General features: G+C 60.7%; 20 protein-coding genes and 1 pseudogene. 13 read left to right on the top strand and 8 right to left on the bottom strand.

Annotated elements, in window-relative coordinates; translation table 11 throughout:
- The first annotated feature begins 334 nt into the window (after window positions 1-334).
- The 3 genes from fumC (at window position 335) to ACPYOJ_RS02920 (ending at window position 5,067) form a co-directional block, all read left to right on the top strand.
- On the top strand, window positions 335-1,726 hold the full coding sequence (gene fumC, locus ACPYOJ_RS02930) for a class II fumarate hydratase (protein WP_481414915.1): 1,392 nt from the start codon (window positions 335-337) through the stop codon (window positions 1,724-1,726).
- 523 nt (window positions 1,727-2,249) lie between these two features.
- Entirely contained in the window at window positions 2,250-3,299 is a 1,050-nt protein-coding gene (locus ACPYOJ_RS02925; protein ID WP_481414914.1) for a porin, read from the top strand.
- A gap of 160 nt (window positions 3,300-3,459) precedes the next feature.
- Window positions 3,460-5,067 carry a fumarate hydratase gene (locus tag ACPYOJ_RS02920; RefSeq protein WP_481414913.1) on the top strand — a complete coding sequence of 536 codons (1,608 nt, stop codon included), beginning with the start codon at window positions 3,460-3,462 and terminating at the stop codon, window positions 5,065-5,067.
- A gap of 6 nt (window positions 5,068-5,073) precedes the next feature.
- On the opposite strand, the gene ACPYOJ_RS02915 is transcribed toward ACPYOJ_RS02920, so the two are convergent.
- Window positions 5,074-5,298 carry a hypothetical protein gene (locus ACPYOJ_RS02915; RefSeq protein ID WP_481414912.1) on the bottom strand — a complete coding sequence of 75 codons (225 nt, stop codon included), beginning with the start codon at window positions 5,296-5,298 and terminating at the stop codon, window positions 5,074-5,076.
- A 354-nt stretch (window positions 5,299-5,652) separates the two neighbouring features.
- Here ACPYOJ_RS02915 and ACPYOJ_RS02910 point away from each other — a divergent pair, with 354 nt between their 5' ends.
- Window positions 5,653-6,720 carry a GGDEF domain-containing protein gene (locus ACPYOJ_RS02910; protein WP_481414911.1) on the top strand — a complete coding sequence of 356 codons (1,068 nt, stop codon included), beginning with the start codon at window positions 5,653-5,655 and terminating at the stop codon, window positions 6,718-6,720.
- Window positions 6,721-6,750: 30 nt separating this feature from the next.
- Here the strand turns inward: ACPYOJ_RS02910 and ACPYOJ_RS02905 are convergent, their stop codons facing one another.
- Window positions 6,751-7,362, bottom strand: a complete 612-nt coding sequence (locus tag ACPYOJ_RS02905; protein ID WP_481414910.1) for a pyridoxamine 5'-phosphate oxidase family protein — start codon at window positions 7,360-7,362, stop codon at window positions 6,751-6,753.
- A gap of 49 nt (window positions 7,363-7,411) precedes the next feature.
- Entirely contained in the window at window positions 7,412-8,365 is a 954-nt protein-coding gene (locus ACPYOJ_RS02900) for an alpha/beta hydrolase (RefSeq protein WP_481414909.1), read from the bottom strand.
- Between the two features lie 45 nt (window positions 8,366-8,410).
- Here ACPYOJ_RS02900 and ACPYOJ_RS02895 point away from each other — a divergent pair, with 45 nt between their 5' ends.
- A complete protein-coding gene (locus ACPYOJ_RS02895; protein ID WP_168831071.1) occupies window positions 8,411-8,878 on the top strand; it encodes a MarR family winged helix-turn-helix transcriptional regulator in 468 nt (155 codons plus the stop codon).
- A gap of 3 nt (window positions 8,879-8,881) precedes the next feature.
- On the opposite strand, the gene ACPYOJ_RS02890 is transcribed toward ACPYOJ_RS02895, so the two are convergent.
- Together ACPYOJ_RS02890 and ACPYOJ_RS02885 are read right to left on the bottom strand one after the other, a co-directional pair.
- Window positions 8,882-10,072 carry a low temperature requirement protein A gene (locus ACPYOJ_RS02890; RefSeq protein WP_481414908.1) on the bottom strand — a complete coding sequence of 397 codons (1,191 nt, stop codon included), beginning with the start codon at window positions 10,070-10,072 and terminating at the stop codon, window positions 8,882-8,884.
- Between the two features lie 29 nt (window positions 10,073-10,101).
- Window positions 10,102-10,476: a gamma-butyrobetaine hydroxylase family protein gene (locus ACPYOJ_RS02885; RefSeq protein ID WP_481414907.1), complete on the bottom strand. Its 375-nt coding sequence runs from the start codon at window positions 10,474-10,476 to the stop codon at window positions 10,102-10,104.
- A gap of 133 nt (window positions 10,477-10,609) precedes the next feature.
- Between ACPYOJ_RS02885 and moaA the strand changes: the two genes are divergently transcribed.
- A complete protein-coding gene (gene moaA, locus ACPYOJ_RS02880; RefSeq protein WP_481414906.1) occupies window positions 10,610-11,656 on the top strand; it encodes a GTP 3',8-cyclase MoaA in 1,047 nt (348 codons plus the stop codon).
- Window positions 11,657-11,677: 21 nt separating this feature from the next.
- Here moaA and ACPYOJ_RS02875 read toward each other — a convergent pair whose 3' ends face one another.
- Complete coding sequence (locus tag ACPYOJ_RS02875) at window positions 11,678-11,869, bottom strand: hypothetical protein (protein ID WP_481414905.1); 192 nt, start codon at window positions 11,867-11,869, stop codon at window positions 11,678-11,680.
- 53 nt (window positions 11,870-11,922) lie between these two features.
- Window positions 11,923-12,129, bottom strand: a complete 207-nt coding sequence (locus ACPYOJ_RS02870) for a CsbD family protein (protein WP_481414904.1) — start codon at window positions 12,127-12,129, stop codon at window positions 11,923-11,925.
- Window positions 12,130-12,326: 197 nt separating this feature from the next.
- Here ACPYOJ_RS02870 and ACPYOJ_RS02865 point away from each other — a divergent pair, with 197 nt between their 5' ends.
- The 3 genes and pseudogenes from ACPYOJ_RS02865 to mobB form a co-directional block, all read left to right on the top strand.
- A complete protein-coding gene (locus ACPYOJ_RS02865; protein ID WP_481414903.1) occupies window positions 12,327-13,235 on the top strand; it encodes a DMT family transporter in 909 nt (302 codons plus the stop codon).
- Between the two features lie 8 nt (window positions 13,236-13,243).
- Window positions 13,244-13,873, top strand: a complete 630-nt coding sequence (gene mobA, locus ACPYOJ_RS02860) for a molybdenum cofactor guanylyltransferase MobA (RefSeq protein WP_481414902.1) — start codon at window positions 13,244-13,246, stop codon at window positions 13,871-13,873.
- 11 nt (window positions 13,874-13,884) lie between these two features.
- Window positions 13,885-14,394 (top strand): annotated as a pseudogene (mobB, locus tag ACPYOJ_RS02855) (molybdopterin-guanine dinucleotide biosynthesis protein B); the annotation flags it as partial.
- Between the two features lie 171 nt (window positions 14,395-14,565).
- On the opposite strand, the gene ACPYOJ_RS02850 reads toward mobB, so the two are convergent.
- The gene (locus ACPYOJ_RS02850; RefSeq protein ID WP_481414901.1) at window positions 14,566-16,785 is read right to left on the bottom strand and encodes an OmpA family protein; all 2,220 of its coding nucleotides are present in this window, start codon (window positions 16,783-16,785) and stop codon (window positions 14,566-14,568) included.
- Window positions 16,786-17,108: 323 nt separating this feature from the next.
- On the opposite strand from ACPYOJ_RS02850, the gene ACPYOJ_RS02845 reads away from it, so the two are divergent.
- The 4 genes from ACPYOJ_RS02845 to ACPYOJ_RS02830 all read left to right on the top strand — a co-directional run bounded on the left by ACPYOJ_RS02845 (window position 17,109) and on the right by ACPYOJ_RS02830 (window position 20,052).
- Window positions 17,109-17,882 (top strand): ABC transporter substrate-binding protein, encoded by a 774-nt coding sequence (locus ACPYOJ_RS02845; protein WP_481414900.1) that lies wholly within the window; start codon window positions 17,109-17,111, stop codon window positions 17,880-17,882.
- A gap of 113 nt (window positions 17,883-17,995) precedes the next feature.
- Window positions 17,996-18,799 carry an ABC transporter permease gene (locus ACPYOJ_RS02840; RefSeq protein ID WP_481414899.1) on the top strand — a complete coding sequence of 268 codons (804 nt, stop codon included), beginning with the start codon at window positions 17,996-17,998 and terminating at the stop codon, window positions 18,797-18,799.
- On the top strand, window positions 18,796-19,626 hold the full coding sequence (locus ACPYOJ_RS02835) for an ABC transporter permease (protein ID WP_168831060.1): 831 nt from the start codon (window positions 18,796-18,798) through the stop codon (window positions 19,624-19,626). The genes ACPYOJ_RS02840 and ACPYOJ_RS02835 overlap by 4 nt, the downstream gene beginning before the upstream one ends.
- A 159-nt stretch (window positions 19,627-19,785) precedes the next feature.
- On the top strand, window positions 19,786-20,052 hold the full coding sequence (locus tag ACPYOJ_RS02830) for an usg protein (RefSeq protein ID WP_481414898.1): 267 nt from the start codon (window positions 19,786-19,788) through the stop codon (window positions 20,050-20,052).
- Window positions 20,053-20,070 lie beyond the last annotated feature (18 nt).

Below are 20,070 nucleotides of genomic sequence, written 5' to 3'. Positions count from 1 at the left end.
CAAATAGCCTGGCTTTTTCCGGTCCATTGGCAGAAACCGGCCTCGAGCACCAGTCGCTCCGGCACAACTTAATGTTACGCAATAAATCGCGCCGGCAAGGATTAGTTCACACAAAATTATGAAATTATTAGTTAATTTTTTACCGAATTCCGCCGGGTTACCATGCGACCGAAACGCGCTCCCGGCGCATAAAGTTTCGGTAGTGTCATAAAAATCACGACAGGCCCGCCTTAAGGCGCTCTCATCTTGTGAAAACCGGTTTTCCGCGAAGCCGTTCGGACCTATATCGTCCTCGGACAAACGCGCCTCGGCGCCTGCGACAGGAAGGCATGCCATGACCCCGACCCGTACCGAAACAGATACCTTTGGCCCCATTGACGTGCCGAGCGACCGATACTGGGGAGCGCAGGCACAACGCTCGCTCGGCAATTTCAAGATCGGTTGGGAAAAGCAACCGCTGTCGATCGTCCGCGCCCTTGGGATCGTCAAGCAGGCCGCCGCTCGGGTGAACATGGAACTCGGCCAGCTCGATCCAGCGATCGGCAAGGCAATCGTCGACGCGTCTCAGGAAGTCATCGACGGCAAGCTCGACGACCATTTCCCGCTCGTCGTCTGGCAGACCGGCTCCGGCACGCAGTCGAACATGAATGCCAACGAGGTGATTTCGAACCGCGCGATCGAAATGCTCGGCGGCGTCATGGGCTCGAAGAAACCCGTTCATCCGAACGACCATGTAAACATGAGCCAGTCGTCCAACGACACCTATCCGACGGCCATGCATATCGCCTGCGCCGAGCAGATCACCCGTCATCTGCTGCCGGCCCTGAAACACCTGCATGCCGCGCTCGACATGAAGGTCGTCGAGTTCAGCCACATCATCAAGATCGGCCGCACGCATACCCAGGATGCCACGCCGCTGACGCTCGGGCAGGAATTCTCCGGCTATGCTGCCCAGGTCGGCGCCGCGATCAAGCGGATCGAGCTGACGCTTCCCGGCCTCTATGAACTGGCGCAGGGCGGCACCGCCGTCGGCACCGGTTTGAATGCACCGGTCGGCTTTGCCGAAAAGGTGGCGGAGGAGATCGCCAGGATAACCGACATGCCCTTCGTCACGGCACCCAACAAATTCGAGGCGCTCGCCTCGCATGACGGCATGGTCTTCAGCCACGGCGCAATCAATGCGGCGGCTGCCGCCCTCTTCAAGATCGCCAACGATATCCGCCTGCTGGGCTCCGGCCCGCGTGCCGGGCTCGGGGAACTGGCGCTGCCGGAAAACGAGCCGGGCTCGTCGATCATGCCCGGCAAGGTCAACCCGACGCAGTGCGAGGCGATGACCCAGGTCTGCGCCCAGGTCTTCGGCAATCACGCCGCCCTCACCTTCGCCGGCAGCCAGGGTCATTTCGAGCTTAACGTCTACAATCCGATAATGGCCTATAACTTCCTGCAGTCCGTCCAGCTTCTCGGCGATGCAGCCGTCTCCTTCACCGACAACTGCGTCGTCGGCATCGAAGCGCGTGAGGACAATATCAAGGCCGGTCTGGAACGCTCGCTCATGCTCGTGACCGCTCTTGCCCCGACGATCGGCTACGACAACGCCGCCAAGATTGCCAAGACCGCCCACAAAAACGGCACGACCTTGAAGGAAGAAGCGCTCGCAAGCGGCCTCGTCACCGCAGAGCAATATGACGAGATCGTTCGCCCCGAGCAGATGATCGGCCCGAAATAACCTTCGGCGGTCCCATCCCGCTCCCTAGCCGTCTCGCGGGCGAAATAGCTGCACAAAAACAAAAAGGCTCGCAGAGGTCAATCGCGAGCCTTTCGCCTTTTGGTCGGCTGGGTTGGGCCTGGGAATGCCCGGGCGCAGCCTTAGTCGAGCGATATGACGAGCATGTAATAAAATCGATCTCAAAGAGAATCGACAGATCTTTTTCCTGCCCAAGAAATAATATTCAGATTAACTATTTTATAATTACATAAATAACGCATGCATAAATAATGCCATCGCCCGCGCACGACTGCGTTGTTTTAGTTGCATTTCTGCAACCCACCATGGCGAATACTGTATCATTGTGGCAACACCGGAACTTAAGTTCTTCAAGTCATTCAGTCTTTATTTTCCCGTGTTTTTCGCCCTGTAGCCACGCCGCCGAAGTCGGTGGCCCCACCGTCTTCATAAAAACACGACCTGGGATTGGGACATGCCGAATGGTTTTCCCAGGCCGCTCGAAACTTTGAATTGGAGATTGTTTATGCATATCAAGAGCCTTCTTCTCGGCTCCGCCGCTGCCCTCGCAGTGGTTTCCGGCGCCCAGGCTGCCGACGCTATCGTCGCAGCCGAGCCGGAACCGGTCGAATATGTTCGCGTCTGCGACGCCTACGGTATCGGTTACTTTTATATCCCCGGCACGGAAACCTGCCTGAAGATCGGCGGCTACATCCGTTTCGACGTCAACTACTCTTTCGGCGATATCGCTGAGAACGGCGGCGGCGAAGACTGGAACGTCCGTACCCGTGGCCAGGTGGTCTTCCAGGCCAAGAGCGACACCGAATACGGTCCGCTCACCGGCGTTGTCATTTATCAGGCGAACTTCCGCCCGAACGGCCCTGCCAATCTCACCGATAGCTCCCAGAACGAAACCCATATCGATCAAGCTTACATGGACATCGCGGGCTTCCGCGTCGGTAAGTTCGTCAACTGGTGGGATGCCGACTTCTCGGGTGAAACCGAAACCATCAACAACAACACCAACTTCAACTCCATCCGCTACCAGTATGAAGCCGGCGACTTCTACGCTGGTATCGCTGCTGAAGAACTGACGAGCTTCATCGAGCACGGCGGTAACAACATCGGTATCGACGGAGCGATCGGTGGCAAGTTCGGCGCCATCAAGGCAGAGCTTCTTGCTGCCTACGACGTCGACGCGGAATCGGTCGCCCTCCGCGCCGTCATGTACGCCGACATCGGTCCTGGCACCTTCGGCCTGGCAGGTCTTTATGCAGACAAGCCAAACAACTACTACAAGAACGGCGAATGGTCCGTTGCTGCTCAGTACGCCGTCAAGGCAACTGACAAGTTCACCATCACCCCGGCTGTCCAGTACACCGACAATATCGATACCGACGCCAACGGTGACTTCGATAGCGGTAGCCAGTGGCGCGCTGGTGTCACGCTCGACTACAAGATCGTCGAAAACCTCGCGACGAAGTTCACCGTCAACTACATCAGCAACGATCACGACAATGGCAAAGAAGACGTTGACGGCGTTACCGGCTTCTTCCGCCTGCAGCGTTCGTTCTAATCTGGTCTGACTTTCTCAGGTCGAGGCCCGCCCGGTTATGCCGGGCGGGCTTTTTGTCGCGCCGTCCCGGCCTCATGATCGCTGCCAATTGCATTTCCCCCCGTCGGGATTTAGACCGTCCCCGACTGCGTGATGCCCGTTCCCAAGAAAGGTCCATTTGATGGCTGACGATCTTTTCCCGCTCGGCAATGACAACACTCCTTACCGCAAGATCAGCAGCGACTACGTCTCTGTCGACAGCTTCAAGGGTCAGGACATCCTGACGGTTGAACCTGAGGGCATCCGCCTTCTGGCTGAAACCGCCTTTGCCGACATCAACCATTTGCTGCGCCCCGGCCATCTGCAGCAGCTCGCCTCGATCCTCGATGATCCGGAAGCGACCGACAACGACCGTTTCGTGGCATACGACCTTCTGAAGAATGCCAACATCGCGGCCGGCGGCGTGCTGCCCATGTGCCAGGATACCGGCACGGCGATCATCATGGGCAAGAAGGGCCGCAGGGTCTGGACCGAAGGCGGCGACTACACAGCGCTCGCCAAGGGCGTCATGGACGCTTACGAGAAGAAGAACCTGCGCTATTCGCAGCTCGCCCCCCTCAAGATGTTCGAGGAAAAGAACACCAAGAACAACCTGCCCGCCCAGATCGACATCTACGAGGAAGGCGTCGATTCCTACGATTTCCTGTTCGTCGCCAAGGGCGGCGGCTCGGCCAACAAGACCTTCCTTTACCAGGGCACGCCGTCGCTCTTGACGCATGACCGGATGATCGACTTCCTCAAGGAGAAGATCCTGACGCTGGGTACGGCAGCCTGTCCCCCCTACCATCTAGCGATCGTCATCGGCGGCACCTCGGCCGAAATGAACCTGAAGACCGTCAAGCTCGCCTCGACGCGCTACCTCGACGATCTGCCGACCGAAGGCTCCGAAAGCGGCCATGCCTTCCGGGATATCGAGATGGAGAAGGAAATCCATAAGCTGACGCAGCAGATGGGCGTCGGCGCGCAGTTCGGCGGAAAGTATTTCTGTCATGACGTGCGCGTCATCCGCCTGCCGCGCCACGGTGCCTCTCTGCCGATCGGCCTCGGTGTCTCCTGCTCCGCCGACCGTCAGGCCAAGGGCAAGATCACGCGCGAAGGCATCTTCGTCGAACAGCTCGAGACCGACCCGTCCAAGTATATGCCGGAGACCGATCAGTCCAAGCTTTCGGACTCCATGGTCCGCATCGACCTCAGCCAACCGATGACCGGCATCCTCGCGGAGCTGTCGAAGCATCCGGTGAAGACCCGCCTGTCGCTGACCGGAACGATCATTGTCGCCCGCGATCTGGCCCACGCAAAGATCCGCGAACGCCTTGAAAAGGGTGAAGGCATGCCGGAATACATGAAGAACCATCCGGTCTACTATGCGGGGCCCGCCAAGACCCCCGCCGGTTACGCTTCGGGCTCGTTCGGCCCAACCACGGCCGGCCGCATGGACAGCTACGTCGACCAGTTCCAGTCCTTCGGCGGCTCGATGGTGATGCTCGCCAAGGGCAACCGCTCGCGCGCCGTGCGCGAAGCCTGCAAGAAGCATGGCGGCTTCTATCTCGGCTCCATCGGCGGCCCTGCCGCACGCCTGGCGCAGGACTGCATCAAGAAGGTCGAGGTGCTGGAATATCCGGAACTTGGCATGGAGGCTGTCTGGAAGATCGAGGTCGAGGATTTCCCGGCTTTCATCGTCATTGACGACAAGGGCAACGACTTCTTCCAGGAACTCAATCTCGGCTGAGCGCCGTCAGTGGACGGCGCCCGTCTTCTGCCGATCGATCTGCTGGGCCGTAGCCATACCGCCCAGCGCCTGAACATTGGCGAGGCTCAGCGAGTCTTCGGCCTTGACGCTGGCAAGGATATCGGTACGAAACGCACCGTCGAAAAACCCGCTGTCCTGCAGCAGGAATACAGAGCCGGCGATAACGGCGGCGGCGAGGATGGTCGGCGATGTATGACGAGACGTTTCCATGATCTCATGCCTTCTGTTTGGGCCGCTCCCGGCCCGTTGAGAAGGAATGTGCGCCGTCTTCATCGTTTACAGAAGAGCGGATTTTCGACACCGACTGTCAACAAAGTGATGACAGTCGAAGACGATTTACGTCAGCAATTCTCGTAAAATTTGCAAAGCGGGTTTGCGCCGACACAATGCCATATATGAGGGATATTCATATTCTCGTTGTATTTCAATGGTATAGTATTTCCGGGCAATGCAACCACAATAATCACATCTCATCTTTGGTATATATCTCTTTAATACTTTCCCAACGAATTTAAGCTAACCAATATGAGATTGCCTTTGAAATCTCATTGAGGAGTATGCCGAATGACTGCGGCTGCAGCGCCAAAAGCGCAGGTTCCGGATGTGGCAGGTCAGATCACCTATGCCATGCGCTCAATGGGAGTCGCGCCCATCCCGCGCAATTACGAGCTCTTCTATGAGGCCTATATCGGTTCCAACCCTGCCCTGACGCGCGAACTCGCCGCCCTCGGTGGCCAGGCTACCCAGCAGGAGCTCGATGCGCTTGGCGCGCAGTACTTCACTCATTCGCCGACCCTTATCTTCGATGATGCCCACAGCCGCATCACCGGCGAGCTTGATGGTCTTCTGCGCGTTCTGCGCCAGGAGCAGACGTCACTCGAAAGCTACAACAAGCTGCTTGGCGAAACCTGCAAGCGCATGAACTCCAAGAGCGCCGCCAGCGCCGAACTCATCGAAAGCGCCATTACGCTGCTCACCGAAGCAACCGGCGATACGATGGCACATGGCGAAAGAACGGTCGAGGATGTCGTCCAGCGCTCGCAGGAAATGGATCGGGTCCGCAAGGAACTCGATGAATACAAACGCATCGCCAATACAGACTCGTTGACGCGCCTTTCCAACCGCCGCGCCTTCGACGATCGTCTCGCTGCCGTTTTCGACAATCCGGCATTGAAGCCCGTCACCGCTCTGGTGCTTGCCGATATCGACAACTTCAAGAAAATCAACGACACCTACGGTCATCCCGTCGGCGACAAGATCCTTGCGACCGTCGCTTCGGTTATCCGCGCCAACGTGCGCCGCGATGTCTTCGTCGCCCGTGCCGGCGGCGAAGAGTTTGCGCTGATCGTCGATGGCAATACCTCGGAAGAGGTCATGCACATGGCAGAGCGCATCCGCCGCACGCTCGAGGCAACGCCGTTCAAGAATTCGCGCACCCGCGTGAACTACGGCCCCGTCACCGTTTCCATGGGCGTCTGCATGGCATCGCACGCCGACGATCCGGGCGAACTTTACTACAAGACCGACATCGCCCTCTATGGTGCGAAGAATGCCGGCCGCAACTGCAGCATCCTCTACCAGGAGGGCATGCAGAAGGACTTCACCAAGAGCTGGCTGATCTACAAGGCCTAGTCCTAAGCGTCACCTGCCGATGACGCTTGCCTACCACATCGTCTTTGCCGCACGGCCGGCCCATTCGCGGTCGTAGGTCTCGTGATCGAAATCCTCCGTCGCGGCCTTCAGCATCTGGCCGGGCGTCGGCAAGGTAGCCGGGTCGACGAAATTCTCAGGGTTCCAGAGGCGCGACCGGATCAGGGCGCGGGCGCACTGGAAGTAAGCCTCGTCGATCGTGATCACCACCACGGTTCGCGGATGCTTGCCATCCATCTCGAAGCTTCCGAGCAGCGCGTCGTCGTTCGAAACGACGCCGCGGCCGTTGATACGCATCGTCGTGTTCGAACCCGGCACCAGAAACATCAGCGCAAGCCGCGGATCGCGCACGATGTTCGAAAGCGAATCGACGCGATTGTTGCCGCGCCAGTCAGGCAGGTGCACTGTCTTTTCATCGATCACGCGTACCACGCCGCCGATGTCACCGCGCGGTGAGCAATCGAGCCCCTCAGGCCCCACTGTCGCAAGCGCCATGAAGGGCGAAGCTTCGATCATCTGCCGGTAAAGCGGCGTCAGCACCTTCGTCACTTTGGCAACGGAGGCCTGTGTGAGGCCTCCTGCGTAGATCTCGCTGAGTTCCTCGACTGTCCTGATGATCTTCATGATTGCCCTGCCGCTGTCAAAGGCCGGCCACTAGCCGCCTAAGGTGACGCTACAATGACGCCCGCTTCGCCGGAAGGTCAAAAAGCGGAATGATCTCAGCATCTTTTTTGATGAGATCATCCGCGAGGAAACTTTGGATTGCGGAAAGCACCGGCTCGGCGCTGACGATCCGCCGGTGGCCGAAGCTATTCGCCCAGAGGAGCCGTACGTTCCCGCCAGACGCAGCATAGCGCCGCGCATGACCAGCGCTCACCTCCTTGTCGTCCTCGGCGTGGATCACGAGCACCGGTCCCGCCATTGTTCCGGCCACCCTTCCCGCATCGAACTCCTCAAGTCTGCGGCCGGTACGACGATGGACCTCGCCCTCGAGTACGGCCTGCGCCGCCTTTCCGAGCCCGATCATTCTGCCGAAGCCGGTAAACAGCCATTTCATCTCGCTCGGCGAGCCGATCGTCACGATCCTTCCGGCCGAAAGGGCGGCGACCTCTTGCAGCATGCCGGCGGCCGAAACCATCAATGCTGCTCCGCCGAAGGAACGGCCGACCGCCGCATCGAAGGCGCCAAACCGCGCCTCGGCGGCGGCAATCGTCTGCACGGCAAGCCCCATGTGCAGAAAGCGCCCGCCGGCCCGCCCGTGTCCTGGAAAGTCCACCCCGATCACCTCGGCGCCGCTCTCTACGAGCGCGCCGATCAGACTGGTCATGTAATCCATGCTCGATCCCCAGCCATGCGTCACCAGATACCGCCGCCGCTTGCCGGCCGCGCCGCCATTCACCCGGTAGGCCTGCGCGCGCCGCCCTCCTGGTAGCCGAAGCTCGATGCGTTCCGCCGATTGCAGGAACGCCCGTCCGGCTGCATGCGCCGCCTTTGCCTTTTCCTCCTTTGGCTTTGAGGACGGCGTCCGGCAGAAGAGCCGGAAGGCCGCCTTGCCCGCAAGACCCGGCGAAACCGACTGCAGCAGCGAAAATCCGAGGCGGGTGACCTTCAGCGTAAAGTTTGGCATAGTGGAAATCCAATAATGTTCAACACTGAACAATAAAGTACAACGATGAACAAAAATCAATCCCTACCCTGGGATCATCCGCGCTTCCGCAGTTGGATTGCGGTTGCCCGTGCCTGCCAGTTGATGCAGCAGTCATTGGGCCGTTCGCTGGCAGACCTCGACATCAAGACCCCGCATCTCGATATTCTGATCAATCTCTATCGCTTCGAGGGCATCTCCCAGCAGGAGCTTGCGCGAAAGCTGCTCGTCGGCCGCTCCAACATGAGCATGCTGTTGCCGCAGATGGAAAAGCGCGGCCTGATCGAACGCCGCGGCGACGACAAGGACAAACGCGTGCTGCGGCTTTACCTGACGGAGGAAGGCCGCAGCGTCACCGAGCGCGCCATGGTGATCCAGACCGATCTGATCGACCGGGTGCTTTCCCCCGAGCCGATCGACCAGTGCATGGCGATGGCGAGTTCCATGGAACGCATCATCGGCGTGCTGCAGCAGGATTTGCGCGACGAAGACTGACGATTAGTGAATCGTCTCAGATTGGGGAGCACCGGCAAGCGACCGGTATTCCCAGGCCGCAACGACGATCAATACCAGCGCCGCCAGGATGCCCATGACGTAGACCTCGGCAAACGGCGCGGCAAACGCAAGCAGGATCAGGAAAACCAGGCCCGCCAAGTGTGAGAGCGGCGGCCTTCCACTCGTGGCGCCCTTGAACCAGAGATTGCCTAAGAGGAACAGTCCCGAGCCGCCGAGAACCGAGGCCATGACCCCGAGATTGCCCGTCTCGTGCGGATGCGAGAACATGAACTCGACGGCCACCGCATGCACGATGATGCCGGCCAGAATCGGAATATGCGCATAGGTGAAAGCCAGCCGCGCAAGACGCCCCGGCGCCTCGTCATGCTCGATCCGGTGTGCGGCACGCGAATGCCCGAACCGGAAATAAAGCCACCACATCGCAACCGTGCCGATGAAGCCGATTGCGAAGACCAAGCCGGTCAGCGCTGAGAACGGCAGCTCAGAAAAAGTGCGGCCGGAAACGAGGATCGCCTCGCCGAGGCAGATGATGATGAACAGCGCGCAGCGCTCCGCCATGTGGGCGCCGGAGACGTCCCAGTCGGCGGCCGTCGACCTGCCGGAGCCCGGCACGAAGAATCCGGTGGCCGGACCCATATATTCGATGAGGAGTGCGAACGCCCAGACCATCAGCCGCGCCTCATGCTCCAGGAGCCCGCCGATGATCCAGAACACGCCGGCAACCGCAAGCCAGGTGGTGATGCGGACGAAGTTCACATAGTTCGAGCCGCCGGAATCCTTCATCGCATAAACGGTAAACAGCGACCGGCCGACCTGCATCAGCACGTAGGCAGCGGCAAAAAGCAGACCCTTATCGCCGAAGGCTTCGGGAATGGAAGCCGAGAGCACCAACCCGAGCAGCATGAGGACGACAAGCATGCCCCGCACCGGCATCTTTTCCGGATCGAGCCAGTTCGTCACCCAGGCGGTAAAGATCCAGACCCACCAGACGGCGAAGGTCATCAGCGCAGCTTCGGCCGCTCCAAGCGGCGTGTAATGCGCTGCCAGTGCATGCGAAAGCTGGGAGATGGAGAAGACGAAGACCAGATCGAAGAAGAGTTCGAGATAGCTGACCTTGCTGTCGGCCGGACCTCCCTTCGAACGAAGCCAGTTCTTACCTGTGGTCGCCACCATTTTTCCCCCTGATGGTCACAGTGGTTCGGTCAGCGCGGCTTTTCCGCCACGTCGCGGCTCATGCCCTTGGCTGCGAGTTCGGCCTCGTATTCCGCAAAAAGCTCCATGCCCCGCTCGCCCAGCTCCCGCAGATAGGTCCAGGTATAGATGCCTGTGTCGTGCATGTCGTCGAAGCCGATGCGCGCGGCGTAATTGCCGGTCGGCATCATCGAGATGATCGCGACGTTCCGCTTGCCTGGAACGGTCAGCTTCTGTCCCGGCCCATGACCCTGCACTTCCGCCGAGGGCGAGAGGACGCGCAGCATCTCGGCCGATAGATCGAAGCTCTGGCCATCGTCGAACGTCACCGTCAGGCGCTGCCGATCCTTGGATACGCGCAGTTCGGTCGGCCAGATATCGCTCATCGCACCCTCCATTTGTCCCAGAGCAGTAGGCAATCCGGCTTTTCGAGGCAAGCTCAATTTGCCGTGCGTCCCCGCTCTTTCCCTTGACGCAGCAACCACATCTGGCCACATTACCATGGCAACGGAGATATTCATGAACAGCCATGTCGGAACGATAGGAAATGCATCCCCTCTGGTGGCGGATGCGGACCCGATGATCGACCCCTTTGGGCGGGCGGTCACCTATTTGCGCGTCTCCGTCACCGACCGTTGCGATTTCCGCTGCACCTATTGCATGGCGGAAAACATGACCTTCCTGCCGAAAAAGGATCTCCTGACGCTGGAAGAGCTGAACAGGCTCTGTTCCGCCTTCATCGCCAAGGGGGTGCGCAAGATCAGGCTGACGGGCGGCGAGCCGCTGGTGCGCAAGAACATCATGTTCCTCGTGCGCGAACTCGGAAAGCGGATCGGCTCCGGCCTCGAAGAACTGACGCTGACGACGAACGGCTCGCAGCTCGCCCGCCACGCCGAGGAACTCTACGACTGCGGTGTGCGCCGCATCAACGTCTCGCTGGACACGCTCGATCCCGACAAGTTTCGCAAGATCACCCGCTGGGGCGACTTCGCCAAGGTGATGGATGGCATCGACGCGGCGCAGAAGGCCGGGCTGAAGATCAAGCTCAATGCGGTCGCCCTTAAGGATTTCAACGCCGCCGAGATACCGGACATGCTGCGCTTCGCGCACGGCCGCGGCATGGACCTGACGGTCATCGAAACCATGCCGATGGGCGAGATCGACGAGGATCGGACCGATCAGTATCTGCCGCTCTCCGAGCTTCGCGCCGATCTCGAGCGTCAGTTCACGCTAACCGATATTGCTTACAAGACCGGCGGCCCTGCCCGCTATGTCGAGATTGCCGAAACCGGCGGCCGCCTCGGCTTCATCACGCCGATGACCCATAATTTCTGCGAAAGCTGCAATCGCGTCCGCCTCACCTGCACCGGCACGCTCTATATGTGCCTCGGGCAGAACGATGCGGCCGACCTTCGTTCGGCGCTCCGCGCCACGGAGGATGACAGCCTGGTCTATGCCGCAATCGACGAAGCGATCACGCGCAAGCCGAAAGGCCACGACTTCATTATCGACCGCACCCACAACCGCCCCGCCGTCGCACGCCACATGAGCGTCACCGGCGGGTAACAACTTCATTCTGATGGTTGCTTAAGCCGCGCCCGCGGGATCGCCGATCGGCAGCAGCGCCGGATCGAGAGGCTCGGGGTCGTTGGGGTTCTTGTTGTCTGCCGGGTCTTGAGCCGGCGTCTTCGGGGGCTTTTCCTGGACGCGATCAGGCACGCCGGGCGTCGGTGTCGGGCCACGCGGCGTTTCAGCGGGATTTGGTACGTCAGTCGGCATCACTATCTCCTGGTGTTTAGCTGGAAGAAGCCCCGCCGAAGCGGGGCTGATGTTCAGTGCCAGGTCTGGCGGCCGTACCAATCGTCAATATCGCGCTTGACGAGGTCCTTTTCTATCCCATAGCGTTCCTGGATCTTGCCTTCGAGCTGCTCGCGGCGACCGGCGATCTGGTCAAGATCGTCGTCAGTGAGCTTGCCCCACTGCTCCTTGATCCTGCCCTTCATCTGCTTCCAGTTACCTTCGACACGATTCCAATCCATCACGTTACTCCTTTTGCTTTGCTTCCAAAAACAGAACGCCAGAGGAGGGCTTTTGTTCAAAAACAATGGCGGCTTGCCGCTCGGGCAACGTCGTTGTGCGCTGCGCAATCGAATTATTCCGGGTGTGGCTTTCATCCGATTCCCTTGCTCTGCGATCGCCTCTAAAAGGGCGGCACGAAAATCGGGAATCTCTCTTCATGCCGCGGTCTCGCAATACCCAGGGCGCAATCTTCATGAGCATGGCCATGGCCGGCTTCGCCTCCAGCGACGCCCTGTCCAAGTCGGTCATCAGCTATATGAACGCCGGCGAGATCATGTTCATTCGCGGCCTGTTCACCAGTGTTCTCGTCTATTTCATCGCCCGCTATCTCGGTGCGCTGCGCTCCTGGCGCATCATCCTGAAGCCAATCATCATCCTGCGCGTCATCTGCGAAATGCTCGCCGCGGTCACCTACATCACAGCGCTCGGCATGATGCCGATCGCCAATGCCTCGGCCATCCTGCAATCACTGCCGCTTGTGGTGACCTTCGGAGCCGCACTCTTCTTCCGCGAGCCGGTCGGCTGGCGGCGCTGGTCGGCGATCCTTGTCGGCCTCGTCGGCGTCATGATCATCATCCGGCCCGGCCCGGAAGGCTTCACGCCCGCCGCCCTTCTCTGCGTCGGGAGCGTTCTGGCAACGGCGGGCCGCGATCTTGCAACCCGCTCGATCGATCCCGAGATTCCCTCGCTGATGGTCACCGTGGTCACCGCCATGTCGGTGGCCTTCTTCGGTGCGCTGCTGATCCCTGCACTCGGCGGCTGGCGACCGGTCAGCACAACCTCGCTTTCGCACCTGGTGCTTGCGTCGGCGCTGGTGCTGATCGGCTATCAATCCGTCATCGTCGCGATGCGCACCGGCGAAGTTTCGTTCGTGGCGCCCTTCCGCTATACGAGCCTGATCTTTTCGGCGTTTCTCGGTTACATCTTCTTCGCGGAAGTGCCGGACTTCTGGACCGTCACCGGCGCCGCCGTTGTCATCGCGTCCGGGCTATATACCTTCTACCGGGAGGCCAAACGCCACGTGCCGCCGCTCGCGCAGGAATCCGAGCCGCGCAGCCCAGTCTGAGAACCGCCATGCCAGCTTTCGCCTTGCAGAACACCAACATTCCTGGCGTCATCCTTGCCGGGGGCCGCTCCTCGCGCATGGGGCAGGACAAGGCGACCGTCATGCTCGGCGGCCGCTCGCTGCTCGATCACGCGATCACGCGATTGTCGCCGCAGGTCTCGACTGTGGCGGTCAATGCCGATAGCGAGCCGCAATGCGGCCTGCAGTTCATACCCGACATCGTCCAGGGCAAGGCCGGCCCTATGGCTGGCATCCATGCCGCCATGGCGCATGCGGCCACGCTTCCGGACGTCACCCACGTCGTCACCATCTCGATCGACAGCCCCTTTTTCCCGGCGGAACTGGTCGCTGATTTCGTCGCCGCGATCGATGCCCCGGCGAAAATCGCGATCGCAGCGTCCGAAGGCCGCAGCCATCCGGTCTTTGGCCTCTGGCCCGTGTGGCTGGCCGGGGACCTCGCCGCCTGGATCGAGACCGACGAGAAGCGCCGCGTGCGGGACTTCCTCTCACGGCATGACGTCACGGAAGTTCCCTTCCCGCTGCATCCGACGCGGGCGAGCATGCTCGACCCCTTCTTCAACATCAACACGCCGGATGATCTGACGGAAGCCGAGCGCTGGCTGGAGGTGTTGTCATGAGCGCGCCCCGCATCTTCAGCCCCCGCATCTTCGGCATCGCCGGCTGGAAGAACTCGGGCAAGACGGGTCTTGCCGTCCGCCTCGTCGAGGAGTTCACCCGCCGCGGCTACCATATTTCGACGATCAAGCACGCCCATCATGATTTCGATATCGACAAGGTCGGCGCCGACAGCTACCGCCACCGGCAGGCAGGCGCCCACGAGGTCACGATCGTCTCGGGCACGCGCTACGCGATCATGCACGAGCTGCGCGGCGAACCTGAACCGACTTTCGAGGAAATCCTCGCCCGCCTGGCGCCCTGCGACCTGGTGCTGATCGAAGGCTACAAGCGCGAACCGATCCCGAAGATCGAAGCCCGCCGTCTGGAAGCAGCTAGGCTCGATCCCCTGGCGCCCGCCGACCCGCATATCTGCGCCATCGCCGCCGATCACCCAGTCACGGACACCGACCTGCCGGTCTTTGATCTCGACGACACGATGGCCATCGCCGATTTCATCGCCGGGAGGATCGGCCTCGGCGAAGTCGTTTCTTCTCCCCAGCGGGGAGAAGATGTCCGTAGGACAGATGAGGGGGCGAGCGACGACAGGAGCGAACGGTCGGAGCGATAAGCGACGAACGAACTCGCTGCGCCCCCTCATCCGACCCTGCGGGCCACCTTCTCCCCGCTGGGGAGAAGGCAAAACCCCGCCGGCTTACTGGTTTGACGCGACCGGGCGGACCAGCGGGGTGACGCGGCGGATCGTGACGCGCCGGTTCTCCTGTTCCGGGCCGGCGGTGTTGACCTTCAGATAGCGCTCGCCATAGCCCTGCGTGGCAAGGTTTTCCGGCGCGATGCCGTAGACCTCCGAAAGCACGTTGGCGACGGATTCCGCACGCTGGTCCGAAAGCACGAGGTTGCTCTCGTCGGAGCCGACCGCGTCCGTATGGCCTTCGATCAGGAAGGTTTCGCTCGGGTCCTTTTCAAGCACCTCGTTCATGGCGTCGGCAACCTTGCGCAGGCTGCGCGCCTGGCTCATCGGGATTTCGGCGCTACCCGTCGCAAAGGTGATCGTATCGAGGTCGATACGGCGGACCTTGTCGCGGATACGGGCCGAATACTTCACCTCATTCAACGAGTAGACACGCTCGACAGGTTCCACCGGCGGCTCGCTCAGGAACTCGTAATAGTCGCGGTCCGCATCGCTGCTCGTGTCGATGATGTAATCGCGCACGGGAATGCCGAGCCGCATCGGCGGCAGATCGGCACCCGGATCTTCGAAGTAGCCCCGGTCAGGATCCTCGTAGAGCTCCGGCGAATAGTAGAGAACATATTCGCGGTCGCGATTGTCGATACGCGAGCGCTGGATGATGTCGCCGTAGCGGTTCCGGATCGTGACGATCCGGTAGCCTTCCGGCCGCTCGATCGTTTCACGATAGCGGTCACGCGAAAGCTGTTCGTAGATAGGCCGCTCGCCGTCCCTGAGGAAGCGGCGGTCGTCGTCGCTGCGCACGACGGTGCGGTTGTTGAACTGCAGGATGATGCGGTTGTCATCACCCTCGTAGCGTTCAACCCGTGCACCTTCAGGCCGCGTAAACTCCGGCCTGCGGTCGAGCCTGCGGCCCTCTTCGCTCGTCACCGCCTCGATCTTGATCGGAGCACGGCGCTCGCCCCGAGGGGCAAGCTGCTGCGCCTCGGCATCGGATTTCGGCGCGGCGATGACCTGTTCGGAGGCGCGCTGGCGATCGCGGTTGCGTCGCCCTTCCCGGCCGGCTGTCCGGTCAGCGTCCTTGTCGCTGTCGAGCACGGCGGCACCGTTCTCGACCGGCAGGACGACGGTCTCGTTGCTCTTGCTCGGATCCTCGGCGATTTGCTTGCGGCGCTCGAGTTCCTGCGGCGTCACCTTCTCGGGAGCGGGAATTGCCTGCTCCGTCGGCTGGGCATTGCCGGCCGGCTGTTCGGCGGTCGTTGCGCTGGGCTCAGCCGGTGCCTGGCCTTGCAACTGCTGTTGCTGCTCGTCGCCGGCGGGCTTCTGCGCCTGATCTGGTTCCGCGGGAACCGGCGGCTTCTCGGGTGCCGGCGACGTGGCGGGAACCGGTGCCTTCTCAGGCGCAGGTGACTTTTGCGGAACGGGAGCCTTGTTCTCGGCTGGCTGCTGCTCGGGTTGCGCCTCGGTGGCGGCCTTCGCGGGCGGCTTCACGGCAGGCTGTTCGCCTTCGGTTGCCTGCTGCTGCTTGTCACGCTTGCGCGGTTTCTGCTGCTCGGGCTGCGCTTCGCCGGTCTGGGGTTGGGTCTCTTCGGCCTTCGGCTTTGCTTCACCCTGCTGGGGCGCTGCTTCCTGCTGTGCAGGCTGCTGCTCACGCTGTTTGCGGCGCGGCTTCACATTGTTCTCGGCCGGCTGCTGTTCCGGTTCGGCCTGGGGTGCTGCTTGCTGCTGCTGTAGCTCGGGGGCAGCCTGCTCGGGTGCGGCTTCGCGCTTCTTGCGGCGGGGCTGTTGCTGATTTTCGGAAGGCTGGGCCTGCTGCGCTTCCGGGGCGGCTCGTTGAGGCGCGGATTCAGCTTCGCGCTTCTTTCGGCGCGGAGCCTCCGGTTCGGCTTGCGGTGCTGCCTGCTGCTGCGGCTCGGGAGCAGCCTGCTCTGGCGCAGCTTCGCGCTTCTTGCGACTGGGCGCTTCCTTCTGTGGCGCGGCCTCGCGCTGCTGCGGCTCCTGGGCGGGCTGCTCTTCGGCAGCCGGAGCCTTGCGTTTCTTCTTCTTCAGAAGCTCTTCATCCGTAGGGGCATCTTGCGCCACCTGGTAGCTGCCACTCATCACCTGCGGCACTGGCCGCACAGCACTTCCACCGCCTGCAACCGAAGCATGGGCCGGCGACACGACCAACGACAACGAAAGCAGCGGGAAAGCCGCGCCGGCAAACAATGTTGATTTAATGCCCATTGGGTCTCCTCGTCTTCCTTTGAGTTTTTTGGGGAACACCTTAGGCGGCATTCGGGTTGGAGGGCGAACGTGGGACGAAAATCGTCCAGGACCGGTTTTGTTCCCGCTGTTTTAGAAAGCGCGGCATTAACCCCATATGAATGCCGTGGTTCGATACCGTTCATCTTTGCCATATTCTGCGGCGCGGCGCTCCGCTGCGATTCCAGTTGCAATTTGCGAAAAAAAGGTTTGATTATCGCGCCAAGGCGGTATCCATGCCCGCCGCATTCACGCCGCTGTCGGATAAAAAGAAGACGCAGCGGCAACCAAAAGAGAGGATCCACATGCGTATCTCCACCCGTTTTCTCGCCGCTGCTTCGCTTGCAGCGCTGTCACTCTTCGCCGGTTCGGCGATGGCCGACGGCGAGAAGTACGTGATTGGCACCGACTCCACGTACCCGCCCTTCGAATTCGTAGACGCCAGCGGCGAGATCAAGGGCTTCGACATCGACATCGCCAAGGCCCTGTGCGCCGAGATGAAGGCCGAATGCTCCTTCGTCAGCGCCGACTGGGACGGCATCATTCCGGCTCTTAAGGCCAAGAAGTTCGATATGATCGTTTCTTCGATGTCGATCACGCCGGAGCGTTCGAAGCTCGTCGACTTCACCAACAAGTACTACAACACCCCGCCGGCAATCGCCGTGCCGAAGGACTCGACCATCACTGACGTTGCCGGGCTCAAGGGCAAGACGATCGGCGCGCAGACGTCGACGACCCACTCCAACTATGCTGAAAAGCACCTTCCCGACACCGAGCTCAAGCTCTATCCGACGGCTGACGAGTACAAACTCGACATCTCGAACGGTCGTATCGACGCGGTGATCGACGACGTCGTCGTTCTCTCCGAATGGGTCAAGTCGGATGCCGGTTCCTGCTGCAAGATCCTGACCCCGCTGAAGGTCGATCCGGAAATCAACGGCGCTGGCGCCGGTATCGCCGTCCGCCAGGGCGACCCGCTGAAGGACAAGCTGAATGCCGCGATCGCCGCGATCCGCACCAGCGGCAAGTACAAGGAAATTCAGGACAAGTACTTCGATTTTGACGTTTACGGCGAATAAGAAAAGCTGTACCTGAACGGCAAAGATGGTGGCGGAAGGCTTGCTCTTCCGCCATTTTTGTTTGACAACGATGGAAAGAGAAAAACGGCTTAAGCCGTGAGGGGAAAACTGGCATGAGCGGATTGTTTTCCGCGCTGGGCTCGTTCTGGGCTTGGATAGGATATATCGTCGATCCGCTGTGCGGACCCGCCGGCGTTTTCACTTGGTTCGGCCAATCGACGATTCTCGCCTGCGGCGACACCGGCTGGGGCGACGAGATCGCTCTCGGTCTGAAAACCACCGTCAGCGTGGCGCTGTTGACGCTGCCGGTCGGCCTCGTCATCGGCTTTTTGGTCGCGCTCGGCCAGCAGTCGGAAGAACGGTCCGTGCGCCTTGCCGCTGGAATATACACCACCATCTTCCGCGGTCTGCCCGAACTTCTGACCCTCTTCATCATCTATTACGGCATGCAGATCCTGATCCAGTCGATCCTTGCATACTTCGGCTATGAGGAGCGCATTGAGATCAATGCCTTCATCGCCGGCATGATCGCGCTGTCGGTGGTCTTTTCCGCCTATTGTTCCGAAGTGCTGCTTTCGGCCTTCCGGGCCATCCCTCGGGGACAGTATGAGGCCGGCTATGCTCTCGGCCTTCATCAAGGCCGTACGCTTCGGCTCATAGTCTTGCCGCAGCTTATCCGTATCGCCCTGCCCGGCCTGACGAACCTCTGGATGATCCTGCTCAAGGACACGTCCTACGTTTCCATCATCGGCCTGGCGGACATCCTGCGTCAGACGGGCGTTGCGGTCCGCGTGACCAAAGAGGCGTTTTTCTTCTATATCATCGCCTGCGGCCTCTATCTGGCGCTTGCGGTCATCTCGTCCGTCGGACTCAGCTACATCGAACGCTGGGCGAAGCGCTCGGAGGTCCGCCGATGAGCTACGCGGAAACCCTCATCCCTCCGCAGCCTGCGCCCAAGGCACTGAAAAAGCGCATAACCGTCGCGCGCATCGCTGGCACGCTGCTCGTCTACCTCTGGGCGCTGCTTGCCGCACTCCTGATCTACATGGTCGTTTCCAATTGGGATCCGGCCGAGTTCGCGCGCTACGGGCCGCGCTACCTGCATGGGCTGATGACGACGATCATCCTGGTTTCGGTATCCGTCGTCTGCGGCGCCGTTCTGTCGCTGCCGCTCGCCTTGGCGCGAATGTCTGAGAACAGGGTCCTCAGCACGCTTGCCTATTGCTACGTCTACATTTTCCGCGGCACGCCGCTTTTGGCGCAGCTGTTCCTGATCTACTACGGCCTCGGCGGCTTCCGCCCGCAGCTCGAAGCTGTGGGCCTCTGGTGGTTCTTCCGGGACGCCTGGTATTGCGGCCTGTTCGCGATGACGATCAACACCGCCGCCTACCAGGCCGAAATCCTGCGCGGCGCCATCGAAAGCGTTCCGCACGGCCAGCACGAGGCAGCGGCAGCGCTCGGCATTCACAAGGTCGTCGCCTTCCGCAAGATTGTGCTGCCGCAGGCGCTCATCGTCGCGCTGCGCCCCTACGGCAACGAAATCATTCTGCTGATCAAGGGCTCGGCCGTCGTCGCCATCATCACCGTGTTCGATCTCATGGGTGAAACACGTTACGCCTTCTCTCGTACCTTCGACTACCAGACCTATCTCTGGGCGGCGATCTTCTATCTTTCGATGGTGGAGGCGCTCCGGCATTTCTGGAACTGGATCGAACGGCGCCTGACGCGCCACTTGAAGCGCTGATCGCTTGGCAGCACTGTCGATGCACTGCTGCCAAGCTCTTGAAATCACAAGTGAATCGCCCTATTATTCTCATATGTCAAGCTTGCGTTAACCACGCCGTGCTTCCATTTCATACGACGCTCATAGGCGTAAGAAGGGGAATGAGAGCGAGACTGAGAGATGAACAAGGACTTCGAAAAGCAGCTTAACGGATATGGGCTGACGACGGCCCAGATCCTTTACCACCTGCCGGACCACCCGACGATCCTCCAGACCTACATCTGGCAGGAATATGACCTCGCTCCGGATTTTCCCGAGATGCGCGGCTTCCTGAAGTTCTGGCAGGAGAAGCTGGATGGCCCGCTGCATTCGGTGCGCTATATCCACCGGAAGCTGATCTCGGCCACCGAATGGCGCGCCCTGAAAGGCGAATTCATCCTGCACTGATCACGCCGGCTGCACGTA

Source organism: Rhizobium sp. SVR5-9E (genome assembly GCF_056755095.1).
The sequence above is the reverse complement of the archived record's forward strand: the minus strand, read 5'-3'. Positions and strand labels throughout refer to the sequence as shown.